Here is an 11,371-nt window from a genome sequence, read left to right on the forward strand (position 1 = left end):
TTTACGCATACAACTGCGAGACATAGGATTTGGTATGGGGACCACCGTCAACGGTTAGCGCTGCACCGTTGACGTATATCGCTCGTGTGGAAGCAAAAAAAGCGACAACATGCGCGATGTCCTGCGGTTCCCCCCAGCGCTGACCCTTTGGGACTGCCACACTTTCGAGGGCGTCGCGCTTGTCAATGGCCTCGGCCTTCCATGCGCCACCATTGGCCTGCGCCTCCCAGAGTCGTAGTCGCTCTTCCGATTTCACTACCCCAGGAATGACGCAGTTTACTCGGATACCGAACTCAGCAAGCTCTGTGGCGAGGTCGGTTGAGAACCTGACCTCAGCAGCTTTCGCCGGCCCCGTGCAGCTTGACCCTGGTGGGAAGTTCCCCCGCAACGCTGTGCGCCCTGAAATGTTGATGATTGATGGGAACGCAGAGCGCTTCAGCAGTGGTAGAGCGCGCTGTGACACTCGGAACTGCGCGAAAAAGTTAATTGACATTCCATCTAGGAGCTCCTGATCAGTCACGTCAGCGAACCCTTTGTAAATACCGGTTCCTGCATTGTTCACGAGCACGTCGAGTCGTCCGTAGCGCGTGTTGATATGTGCAATCAACGCCTCGATATCGGAGACCTTCGTGACATCTGCTTGAAATCCCTCGATGGTTGCACCGTTCGAGCATATTGTTTCCTTCACTGCTTGTTCAAGCTTGTCAGGGCGACGGGCGCAAATAATGACGTGCGCACCCTCCGAGGCAAAAACACGTGCGCAAGCGAGACCGATGCCTTCGCTCGCTCCGGTGATGCAAACAATCTTTCCCGATAACTCTAAGTCCACAACCGACTCCGTTTATTGCACTTTAATATCGAGACGCTTGATGATTGCTCCGAACCGCTCAATTTCAGACTGTGCGAAGGACCCAAGTTGTGCAGCGCTCGAGTACTCAGGTTCTGCGCCTTGTTTAACAATGGCTTCTTGTATTTCTGGACGCGCAAGAACGACTTTTGCTGCGGCATTCATTTTTTCGATTGTGGCGGGTGGTGTACCAGCGCGTGCAAACAACCCGTACCATTGAGACACTTCAATCTTGTACCCCGCCTCTGCAAAGGTTGGCACATCTGGCATCGAGGAGGAGCGCCGCGAGCTTGCTACACCCAACACCTTAACTTTGCCACCTTTGTACAGCGACGTCGCTGAGGCCACGCCAACAAAGGACAGTGCAATCTGTCCCGCAGCGACGTCGCCTATGGCGGGGGCATCACCTTTGTAAGGAGCATGGATCATATCGATACCCGAGGCCGCTTTAAAGGCTTCGCCAGCAAGATGGCCAGTCGAGCCAATGCCGCTACTTGAAAAGGCGACCTTGCCAGGATTCTTCTTCGCATAGGCAAGAAGCTCAGCAACCGTATTGATGCCTAGACGAGGGTCGACAACCATCACTAACGGGACAAAGCCCACCATACTGATTGGAGCAAAATCTTTAATGGCGTCATACGGCGTATTGGGGTAGAGGCTAGGGTTCGTGCCTTGGGTCGCGCTGTTGCCCATCAATACGGTGTAGCCATCGGGTGCCGCTTTCGCAACGAACGTTGCGCCAACGATGCCATTAGCACCCGATTTATTCTCCACAACGATCGTTGTCTTCAGAATCGGTCCCATATGTTGTGCCATGAGGCGAGTCAGATAGTCGTTCGCTCCACCAGCTGCAAATGGGGAAATGAACTGAATAGGCTTGTCGGGAAACTGTGCCTGGGCAACGCCGCTAAAGCCTAGTGTCACAACGCCAAGAGCTGCTATTAGGTTAAGAATTCGTTTCGTACTGCTCTTTTTCATCATGATCTCCGTGTGTGTTCTTCGGCCGCTGATCGCTCGCGTCGTTTGTGTATCAGTTGTCTGAGGTACTCATGTCGGCTAGGATAAGGGAAATCAATCTAAAAATATTGCTGCGGCGCAACATTTCGAGCCTATTTGGGTGTGTGACATCGCAACGGCATCCAAGACCTACAGGAAGATAAGAATATGCATACAGCTCTTACCAGAGCCCTCGGAATTCGGCATCCCATTATTCAAGGGGGGATGCAGTGGATTGGGCGTGCCGAGCTTGTCGCTGCGGTCTCAAACGCTGGTGCACTCGGCACCTTAACCGCGTTGACCCAACCCACACCGGAAGCGTTGAGCGATGAGATCGCCCGGGTCCGAACACTGACAGACAAGCCATTTGCGGTCAATCTCACCTTTTTGCCCACGCTAAAGCCGGTCCCCTACGAGGCCTATCGCGATGTCATCATTGCCTCGGGTGTTCGCATTGTGGAAACAGCGGGCAACAACCCCTCGGCACATATGCCTGCGCTTAAAGAAGCAGGCATCACAGTGATCCATAAGTGCACGACTGCCAGGCACGCCTTGAAAGCTCAGCAAATCGGTGTGGATATGGTCAGTATCGATGGTTTTGAATGTGCTGGGCATACAGGAGAAGAAGATATTCCTGGTTTGATTTTGATCCCTTCAGCCGTTGCAAAGTTGTCTATTCCCGTCATCGCCTCAGGTGGATTTGGCGATGGTAAAGGGCTTGTGGCAGCGCTTGCGCTGGGTGCAGAAGGGATCAACATGGGTACGCGATTCATGTGTACTCAAGAGTCGCCTGCACACCTCAATATCAAAGAGGCCATCGTAAAGAATGCAGAGACCGATACGGCATTGATTTTGCGAAGCTTGCGTAACAGCAGTCGTGTCGCTCGCACTCAACTTGCGCAGAGCATCATCGACATGGAGAAGGCAGGCGCGACTATTCAAGAGATTGGCCCAAAAGTCGCGGGCGCAAAGGGACGTGCAGTTTACGAAGAAGGTGATACCGAAGGCGGCATATGGACGGTTGGAATGGTTCAGGGCCTGATTCATGACATTCCCACTTGTGCTCAGCTGGTGCAGCGAATTGTGGATGAAGCTGAACACATCATCAAGCAACGGTTGATGCTTCTTATTGAAAGTTAGTTTTACGGCTTCTTTTGTTTGTTTTCTCAAAGTAACTCGACATGACTGTTTCAACTATGAACGACCACGCGATCGTAAAAAAAGCGATTAGAGCGATTGCGTTAAACCGCACACCTGGTTACAGCTTTTGCGGAAATTTTTTTGATTTTTCTTATGACTCTGCTGATCAGGATCACTCGATAGTCCACGTCGCACCGGAAGGGCAGAGTGTGGGGGTAGATGGGCAGATCCACACCGTTGTACAGGCGATTCTTGCTGATATGGGACTAGCGACTTGTTTGCGCTACAACATCGGAGATCGCCATCGTACGGCGACTGTTTCGCTGTCGCTACAATTTACCGGAGCTGAGCCACGAGGTAATCTCGTCGCGACAAGCTATTCTCAAGCGCATTTGCGAGGCGTGCAAGGTCGTCAGGGTATTAGTCAAACGCGGTTGATGAGTGGTGATGATCTGGTGGCGATTGGGAGTGCCGCCTTCATGATTTTGCCGATGCCTGAGGGGACAATCTTGCCTCCGGTCCCCTGGGTCGCGCAAAAGCCGCCCGCTAACCCCCCGCTTGACCTCACGAGCCTGAATGGAACTGAGCAGTGGATACTTGACCGTGTACGACAGTCGGTGCAAGAGACGCAGCAGACAGGACAAAATTTCTTATCGCATTTTTTAAATTTGTATCCCCGTTCGTCCGAAACAGGAGCCGAATGTGATGTACAGAATGGACCCCACATCGGCAATCGAGTTGGACATGTGCAAGGAGGCATTATTCTTGCGATTGGTATGGTTTGTGCGAGGGCCGCACTGGGGGACGAGTGGTTGCTGTCAGGTGTTACCGCAACTTATATCAGTCCAGGCGAAGGCGAAGTCATTGGGGCCCAGGCTGTGATTATTCATCGTGGTCGAATGACGGCGGTGGTAAAAACATCGGTCAGATCGGGGTCTGGAAAGCTTGCACTGGAAGTGCTGTCTACGCACGCCCGTCGAGTCTAGTTTCCTGGTAATTGTTTTGTTGCTTTGGTTTTTGGTGTGCGGTAGCGGTTGTAACCCCAAAGGTATTGCTCGGGCATCTTATTTATCATCCCTTCCATTTCTTGGTTGATGATCGTCGCCGCCGATTGTGCATCATCGGGAAGAGAGGCCTCAAGTCGCTTGTAGTGAAGCAGGTAGCCTTTCCCAACCGCGTTTCTTTCTGCCGCCAGAACAAAAATCGTGGCTCCTGAAAGCTTCTGCAACCGCTGAACAAGTGTCATGGTGTACGCCGGCTTTCCGAAGAAAGGTGCCCACACCCCTTCGCCGTCAGGAGGAACCTGGTCCGGTAAGATGCCGATTATCCGCCCGCGCAGTAGGGTTTTGACTAGTGTTCGCACACCACTTTGATTCGCCGGTGCCATCGTCAGTTGACGGCGCGAGCGCATTTCGATGATCCAAGCGGTAAGCCATGCCATTCTTGGTGGTCTAAAGAGTACGGTCGCCGGATATCGTGCACCAAAGATAGGGCCTAGCAACTCAAAACAGCCGAGATGCGGTGATAGCAATATCACGCCTTTCTCGAGTGCGAGCGCTTCATCGAATTGTTGCCAGTTATCACATTGTAATAATGCATCCAAAGCGGGTTCGTCGCGTCGAGTCCACCAAAAGGTCATCTCAAACATTAATTGGCCGACGTTAATCATGGCGGCGCGGAGCATCAGCGGGCTGTAGTCTGGATAGGCCTGACGCAGGTTTCTAGCGGCGGATTCTTTATAGCTCCCTGGTACACACCACGCGATCCATCCAAAAAATCTACCCAACGTCTGAAGTAGCGTCAACGGGAGAGCGCCAAGCAGCTTAAAGATCACGGTAACAACCGGAGGGCCGATTTTTTGAAGCATGTTGTGTAAACGTAATTTATAAGGAAGCAAAGAGGAGCGTTTGTGTCGCGATCGCACACTTTTGACGCAACAGGCCACATCATAATGCCTTAACGATAAAATAAGGCATCGAGCCCTCTCTAACCTTTCTTGGATCTATTCATGAAGCTGTCTGATCTTATTACGCCCGTTGCCTTGATTGATGTCAAACGTATGCAACAAAATATTGACCGCATGCAGTCACAGACAAATCGGCTTGGCGTGGCGTTTCGACCACACGTGAAAACTTCAAAGTGTGTTGAAGTGACACAGGCCCAAGTCCAGGCGGGAGCCCGAGGAATTACTGTTTCAACACTGAAAGAAGCAGAACAGTTTTTTGATGCGGGGGTACATGACATTCTCTATGCTGTGGGAATCGCTGGGAATAAGCTGCCCCAAGCGGCTGCGCTCCTAAGCAAAGGTTGCGACTTAAAAATATTGACTGATAGCGTGCCAAGCGCGCAGGCGATTGTTGATTTTGCAAATGCGAAGGGTCTCGTTTTTAAGGTACTCATTGAGATTGATACCGATGATCATCGTTCGGGGATCAAGCCGGATGCGGCATCCTTATTGAACGTCGCAAAAGTGCTTGCTGATGGTGGGATGGCTATTCACGGTGTGATGACGCACGCTGGCTCAAGTTACGATCTCAACACGCCTGAATCCTTGGCAAACATGGCAGAGCAAGAGCGCTCAGGATGCGTGCATGCTGCTGAGCGCCTCCGTGCCGCAGGCTTTGCTTGCCCCGTGGTAAGTGTTGGGTCAACGCCCACCGCCTTGGCGGCCAGAAGTCTAGATGGAGTGACTGAAGTGCGGGCCGGCGTCTACGTTTTCTTTGATCTGGTTATGCATAACGTGGGTGTATGCGACATTGAGGATATCGCGTTAAGTGTGCTGACGACAGTGATTGGTCACCAAGAGGAGAAGGGCTGGGCGATCGTTGATGCGGGATGGATGGCGATGAGTCGAGATCGTGGCACACAAAAGCAAACAACAGATTATGGTTATGGTCAGGTCTGTGATGAGAGTGGTAACGCGCTAAAGGGCTATGTTATCTCCGGTGCAAACCAAGAACATGGCATTATCTCTCGGGCTGGTGAGCCTGATTTAGACATCGTAAAGCGATTCCCTGTGGGGACTCAGCTTCGTGTCTTGCCAAATCATGCCTGCGCCACAGGCGCTCAGTTTCCGGAGTATCAAGCGCTAGCGGCTACCGGTGCTGTGACGACTTGGAGTCGTTTTTACGGTTGGTAAGCCTGATCAAAATAGCTATGCGGTGATCTGCGGATTGAACTGTATTGTGACTTGCATCACACTCATCACACGTTAATTCATGTGGTGAGTTATTGATGAGTGCACACTTTCAGTCCAGAAATCTTCAGAAGTCAAAACAACGCGCGCAGAGCGGTCAAGGTATGACCGAGTACATCATTATCGTCGCGCTTGTCGCCGTCGCGGCGATTGCTGTTTATCAGTACTTTGGCCAGGTGTTGCGCGCACAAACTGCCGCGATTGCCAAGGAGCTCGCCGGAGAAGACGGCACACAAGAAACGCGTACAGCTAGAACTGCTGCCCAAGGCGCTAAAGAGCAGGCCAAACGCAAATCCCTGAGCGATTTCACTGGAAACGCGGATAAGGCGAGCAGGTAGGGCTGCGGCAGATCGTGATCTTCAGCAATAAATACTCTGGCTGGCCTCTTAATGCCAGCGCTATGCACCCGCGCGCCAACCAGCAGAGCGGGCAAGCGCTGCTGGTTGGCGTGGGCATGCTTGCGCTGTGTGCCTTGGCCTGGTTTTTAATGTTGAAGGTGGGTAGCTGGATACACAACAAAAGCGCACTGCATCGTGCGACTGATGCGGCCGTTTATAGCGCCGCGCTCATGTACGCGCGCAACCTAAATATTCATGCTTATTTAAACCGAGCGCAACTAGCACACCAGGTTGCGCAGCTTCACTTGTTTGCGCTTGGATCAGCCGAACGCTTTCGCTCACGTTTGGCGCGACAGTCTACCGTACGAAATCCGCCGCCGGCATTACTTGGTTTTCGCTTTGGGCCACAGTATGCAGCGGCCTATCTTTCCTCTAAGCGAGGAGGGTCAACCGATACGTTGCATCGTAATGCGCTGCATCGTGCCTTTAGTCAGCACGATCAATTAATACAGACAGTATTAGAAAACATTCGACAGTCTAGGATTGACACGGCTGCGGAGACGGCACGCGTACTGAATACAACGCTCGTGGCTAACCTTGGAAAAAATGGTTCTGATGTCAGAGGAAACTCACTCGAAGAACTTGGTGTGAATTATCGTGTGTTGCAAGATGAAACCCGAGGCTTTGTGACTAGTCGTCTGACATCGGATGACGAGTGGTATCAAATGTTTCAGGCGGTTAGGAACCGCTATCGATTTCTGGATGATCGCAAGTCGATCGTCCGCAGCTTCAATGGCATTAATATTCGCTGTCCATGGAGGCAACACCAACTTCGGCGCCGCACAAGCTTGCAACTGTCAAACAACGGAGTTTGGCAAAGCGAAGAGACCCAGTCTTTCCATGCGGTGCGCTTTAACCGCTATATCGGTTGCTATTACCGAGAGTATCCGATGGGCTGGGCGAAGCTTGAAACGAGTGTCGATCCAGTGTCTACATCAAGCGCCTTTGATGAAAATGAGCCCATGCAATCATTTACACACAAGCCTTTTTGGCGCTGGGTCGGTGAGCGAGCATGGACTGGATGGAATCTCTTTGGTGGGTCGAGAAATCCCCTTGCCGCACGTTGGGCGAATCAAGCCCCTGTTGTGTGGCGAAGCAATTCACGGGCTCGTTATGCGCGCATCAATCCAGCCAATTCCAAAACCTCAGCGACTCTTGCTATCCAGGTCGTCCAACGCTGGCGTGATTTTCCTAGGTTAAGTTCTTCTGCTGCAGCCGAGGCGCATTTCGTCAATCCGACTGACGGGACTCGGTCGCGGCCACAGGCGCCCAGTCTCTTCCTGCCGTTTTGGCAAGCGAGATTAGTTCGGGTGCCAACACGAGGCTTAGACGAATGACCCTTTCACACCGGCAGAGTGGGCAAGGTCTTACAGAGGCGGTGCTTGCAATTGGTGCCTTGGGTTTGCTTGTGTGCTGCCTGCACAAGACTGCGAGCCTGCGCCAGCTAACCTTAGGGGCACTGCAAGAAAGCACACTACTTGTTTTTATGGGTGAAGGACGTATCTCCACCGAAAGCGATGAGGAACGAGCGATAGGAAATCGTAAGGGTTTAGAGAATGAGCTCTTAGGCGGCTTGTCGGGGATGTTGCATCGGGCCACATCCACAAAAACGCGGGGACACCTCCCACTAGACATGCTTCTTGGCAACGGACGCATTGTCAGTGAAATACACCGATTGAGTTATACGTACCTTGGAACAGGTCAGGCTAAGAGTAGCCAGTCAGCCCATACCAATATTGCAAACTCACGGCACTTCTGGGGGTCGGTCGCTGGACCTAGCCAGCGTATTGCAATGCAGACAGCTTCCCGAACGGTTCCTATCGATGCTGTGTGGCGAAGGGGAAAACCAAAAAGCAATTGGCTCGACGGATGGAGTGACGTGGTTCCGCCGGCGCCACGAAAGCGATAGCGTTATGAAAGCGATCCGTTTCAGTCAAGTCTGCTTACTTGCACTTTGCACCGCAAACATGGTCTCGGTAAAGGCGCATGAGGTGGTGTCGGCTCTTGCGCCGGACTTGAAATATCAAGCGGTAGTCGAGCGTATGTGCGTTCAAGGATTTGAGTTGACACTTTACCGACTAACAGGACGCCTGAACATTAGCCGTGCGATGAGTAAGGTTGCAAGCAGCATTCCTGAGGGCTCGTTGAGCGAGATCGATACAAATTACATGTTGGTGCATTGGGAAAACGACGGAAACCTTGCCTTGATTAGCCTATGGGCTGCGTCCGAGTCGTCCGTAGAAGGCTTCTATTCAATACTGATCAATAACAACCGAACCGCATCTCAGGCATCCGCGGCGACTTGTCATGGTGCTGAGCGACCGCCGACGTCATTGATTGAGTGGATCAACGCATCGATGGGACTTCGCTCGATATTTTTTGCTGTTGATTATGCGCGTACAGCACCGACCTACTCGATGGTTTACTCAAGCTGGCTGACCTCATCCGCATTGGCTGTCGCGGTCTCTACAGGACTCAAGAGTGCTGGATGGCTTGTTGAGGGCGAGCGACTGGCAGCTAAGTCAACAAGGCATGCGTACTCGATGCTCGCCACAAAAGCGTTGAGTCAACTTCGTCTCAAGATTCTGGATGCGCACGGACACACAATGCTTTTCATCATTAGTCACTAGGAGCGGGGAAATGCTTTCGAACGAGCGACATAAAAGATGGTTGTTGCTAGCGTTATCTATCGCCCTAGGGTGTTGCTCAGCCTGGGCGATTGGAAGTCACATCACAAACAAAACGCGTGAGCTTGAGAAACTGAATAGTGTGGAGTATGTGCGTTTGTTAGTGGCCTCGCGCGAGCTAAAGCGCGACACGATTATTCAAGCAGAGGACCTCTCGGAACATTCTTTTCAAGCACAAGGTGTTGCCAATGACGCTTTGTTCGCTCATGAAGTCGATGCAGTGATTGGAAAGCGGTTACGCGCAGATCTTCAGGCCGGTGCGTGGGTCAATGCCAGTGCGCTTGCTGAGCCGGCCGTGCCCACGCTAGCAAAGCGTTTGAAGCCCACCTTACGCGCGGTGACACTACAGGTAGATCCCGTCAATGCGATGTCTGGGTTGATTAACCCAGGTGACTATATCGATATATTTGTGTCGTTTGAGCATCTCGGAAAACGTGTCACCGCTCTTCTCTTGAAGTCGGTTGAAGTACTTGCAACAGACCGTATTACAAGCGATACGAGTGTGCGAGAAGATCAGAATGAGTCTCGATTCTCAACCATCACCGTCGCGGTGTCCTCGACCGACTCGATTCGACTGGTAGCTGCCAGGCAGAGCGGAGTGATTAGTGCGACGATGAGCGCGGACATTGCTCCAGAAACCTCCACGGGGCTTGAGCCAGGGCTGGTGAGTTTGGAGCAGATACTTGGTTTGCGTCAAGCCGAGACCAGCGAACCCATTCGGGTCATTTATGGAGATCGACTTGAGGGCGATCCCGATGCCTCCGGCTTAGGATTCAATAATCCTGCAGGCGAACACAACAGCAGATTGGATGCGCTTAGATGAAACACAGTTTGTTTGGAGGCTCGGCACTGGTATTGACATTACTGTGTGCAATGGCGTGTGCCAGTCCGGTACGCGATATCGAGCTTGAGGTGGGCGCATCCTTCGTTATCCGACATCCTAGCATTCAGCGTATTGCAGTCGGTAATAGTCAGGTCGTACAGGCATCAGCACTTAGTCCTTCCGAGGGAATTCTGTTTGGCAAACGCAGTGGCACAACAACTGTTACCGCGTGGATATCTGAGACCGCACATGTGGTCTACCGAGTTCAGGTCAGACCCGAAGGACATAGTCGTGTGTTAAAGGACGCGATGGCAATACTTAGCGCCATTCCAGGCGCCCGAGCTACGCTGGTTTCGGGTCGACTAATTATTGAAGGAGTCGACCTGTCGGATAAGGAACAGGCGACGATTTCGCGCTTGGTTGCACGCTATCCAGACTTGCTGGAGTTTACCAATCACTCAGACTGGGATCGAATGGTGATGTTAGATGTGCAAGTGATTGAAATTCCAACGGCTCGCATGCGCGAGCTTGGAGTGCGTTGGGACACCAACGCCTCTCTTGGTATGCAATCAACCCGATTCGCGTTGACGGCGCTCGTTTCGGCGCGACTTGCAGCGTTATCAAAGGCAGGAGAGGCGGTTGTGCTTGCGCAGCCTCAACTGCTTGCACGTAGTGGATCGACTGCGAGCTTCTCTGCTGGCGGCGAGGTCCCTTACACGACACAAGATAAAGACGGAAAGGCGCATACGACCTTTAAAAAGTACGGTGTTCATTTGAATATCACACCACACGTTGGCAAGAATCTTGGAGTGCGGTCAAAGATCGAAATCGAAGTGAGCACGGTGGATCAAAGTTTGGCCTCGGCAGCAGGACCTGCACTAAAGGTCAGACGAGCCTCCACAGATTTCAATGTGCGCTCTGGACAGACGCTTGTTCTTGGCGGATTTATTTCGCGCGAGCGCACTCAGGAGAGCGAGGGAGTGCCAGGTTTGTCCGAAGTTCCGGTTTTAGGTCATCTTTTCGGGGTTAATCGCGCACATCGCACACAAACCGAACTCGCCATATTCGTGACGCCAATCGTAGTGGATGCAACCAATGCTGACTTGTTGCAGCGAACGTCTAATGCGAAAGCGCTCTTGGATAGTAACTTTCCTGAAGGGGTTAGGCTCAATAACGCTGTTCGCGCGGAGGTCAAAGAGAAAGCGCTCGATATTTTCGATAGTCAGTGGGGTCCTTTGCCGAGCGAGTCGGGGACCCCTCCATTCGCGGACCAGTGGGAGTAGG

General features: G+C 52.3%; 11 protein-coding genes. 8 read left to right on the forward strand and 3 right to left on the reverse strand.

All coding sequences use genetic code 11. The features are described from left to right. Position 1: 1 nt before the first annotated feature. On the reverse strand, positions 2 to 829 hold the full coding sequence (locus KZZ10_RS00530; RefSeq protein WP_259659538.1) for an SDR family NAD(P)-dependent oxidoreductase: 828 nt from the start codon (positions 827 to 829) through the stop codon (positions 2 to 4). Positions 830 to 841: 12 nt separating this feature from the next. Next, the gene (locus KZZ10_RS00535; protein ID WP_259659539.1) at positions 842 to 1,828 is read right to left on the reverse strand and encodes a Bug family tripartite tricarboxylate transporter substrate binding protein; all 987 of its coding nucleotides are present in this window, start codon (positions 1,826 to 1,828) and stop codon (positions 842 to 844) included. Positions 1,829 to 2,011: 183 nt separating this feature from the next. Here KZZ10_RS00535 and KZZ10_RS00540 point away from each other — a divergent pair, with 183 nt between their 5' ends. Next, positions 2,012 to 2,983 (forward strand): NAD(P)H-dependent flavin oxidoreductase, encoded by a 972-nt coding sequence (locus tag KZZ10_RS00540; protein WP_259659540.1) that lies wholly within the window; start codon positions 2,012 to 2,014, stop codon positions 2,981 to 2,983. 41 nt (positions 2,984 to 3,024) lie between these two features. Beyond that, on the forward strand, positions 3,025 to 3,969 hold the full coding sequence (locus tag KZZ10_RS00545; protein ID WP_259659541.1) for a PaaI family thioesterase: 945 nt from the start codon (positions 3,025 to 3,027) through the stop codon (positions 3,967 to 3,969). Here KZZ10_RS00545 and KZZ10_RS00550 read toward each other — a convergent pair. Next, on the reverse strand, positions 3,966 to 4,850 hold the full coding sequence (locus KZZ10_RS00550) for a lysophospholipid acyltransferase family protein (protein ID WP_259659542.1): 885 nt from the start codon (positions 4,848 to 4,850) through the stop codon (positions 3,966 to 3,968). The two genes, KZZ10_RS00545 and KZZ10_RS00550, sit on opposite strands and share 4 nt — an antisense overlap. Positions 4,851 to 4,991: 141 nt before the next feature. Between KZZ10_RS00550 and KZZ10_RS00555 the strand changes: the two genes are divergently transcribed. The 6 genes from KZZ10_RS00555 (at position 4,992) to KZZ10_RS00580 (ending at position 11,370) form a co-directional block, all read left to right on the forward strand. Beyond that, positions 4,992 to 6,122 carry a DSD1 family PLP-dependent enzyme gene (locus tag KZZ10_RS00555; RefSeq protein ID WP_259659543.1) on the forward strand — a complete coding sequence of 377 codons (1,131 nt, stop codon included), beginning with the start codon at positions 4,992 to 4,994 and terminating at the stop codon, positions 6,120 to 6,122. A 95-nt stretch (positions 6,123 to 6,217) separates the two neighbouring features. After that, a complete protein-coding gene (locus tag KZZ10_RS00560; RefSeq protein WP_259659544.1) occupies positions 6,218 to 6,517 on the forward strand; it encodes a hypothetical protein in 300 nt (99 codons plus the stop codon). Positions 6,518 to 6,579: 62 nt separating this feature from the next. Next, on the forward strand, positions 6,580 to 7,914 hold the full coding sequence (locus tag KZZ10_RS00565) for a hypothetical protein (protein WP_259659545.1): 1,335 nt from the start codon (positions 6,580 to 6,582) through the stop codon (positions 7,912 to 7,914). Positions 7,915 to 8,490: 576 nt separating this feature from the next. Beyond that, a complete protein-coding gene (locus KZZ10_RS00570) occupies positions 8,491 to 9,207 on the forward strand; it encodes a hypothetical protein (RefSeq protein WP_259659546.1) in 717 nt (238 codons plus the stop codon). Positions 9,208 to 9,217: 10 nt separating this feature from the next. Continuing rightward, the gene (gene cpaB, locus KZZ10_RS00575; protein WP_259659547.1) at positions 9,218 to 10,087 is read left to right on the forward strand and encodes a Flp pilus assembly protein CpaB; all 870 of its coding nucleotides are present in this window, start codon (positions 9,218 to 9,220) and stop codon (positions 10,085 to 10,087) included. Beyond that, positions 10,084 to 11,370 carry a type II and III secretion system protein family protein gene (locus KZZ10_RS00580; RefSeq protein WP_259659548.1) on the forward strand — a complete coding sequence of 429 codons (1,287 nt, stop codon included), beginning with the start codon at positions 10,084 to 10,086 and terminating at the stop codon, positions 11,368 to 11,370. The genes cpaB and KZZ10_RS00580 overlap by 4 nt, the downstream gene beginning before the upstream one ends. The last annotated feature ends 1 nt before the right edge of the window (position 11,371 follow it).

The organism is Zwartia hollandica (genome assembly GCF_019923725.1).
Taxonomy (GTDB): Bacteria; Pseudomonadota; Gammaproteobacteria; order Burkholderiales; family Burkholderiaceae_B; genus Zwartia; species Zwartia hollandica.

Bases quoted from the DNA above. Each gene is read 5' to 3' on its own strand.
- KZZ10_RS00570 (WP_259659546.1), top strand. From the start codon at position 8,491: ATGAAAGCGATCCGTTTCAGTCAAGTCTGCTTACTTGCACTTTGCACC.
- KZZ10_RS00555 (WP_259659543.1), top strand. From the start codon at position 4,992: ATGAAGCTGTCTGATCTTATTACGCCCGTTGCCTTGATTGATGTCAAA.
- KZZ10_RS00550 (WP_259659542.1), bottom strand. From the start codon at position 4,850: ATGCTTCAAAAAATCGGCCCTCCGGTTGTTACCGTGATCTTTAAGCTG.
- cpaB (WP_259659547.1), top strand. From the start codon at position 9,218: ATGCTTTCGAACGAGCGACATAAAAGATGGTTGTTGCTAGCGTTATCT.
- KZZ10_RS00565 (WP_259659545.1), top strand. From the start codon at position 6,580: ATGCACCCGCGCGCCAACCAGCAGAGCGGGCAAGCGCTGCTGGTTGGC.
- KZZ10_RS00540 (WP_259659540.1), top strand. From the start codon at position 2,012: ATGCATACAGCTCTTACCAGAGCCCTCGGAATTCGGCATCCCATTATT.
- KZZ10_RS00560 (WP_259659544.1), top strand. From the start codon at position 6,218: ATGAGTGCACACTTTCAGTCCAGAAATCTTCAGAAGTCAAAACAACGC.
- KZZ10_RS00535 (WP_259659539.1), bottom strand. From the start codon at position 1,828: ATGATGAAAAAGAGCAGTACGAAACGAATTCTTAACCTAATAGCAGCT.
- KZZ10_RS00580 (WP_259659548.1), top strand. From the start codon at position 10,084: ATGAAACACAGTTTGTTTGGAGGCTCGGCACTGGTATTGACATTACTG.
- KZZ10_RS00545 (WP_259659541.1), top strand. From the start codon at position 3,025: ATGACTGTTTCAACTATGAACGACCACGCGATCGTAAAAAAAGCGATT.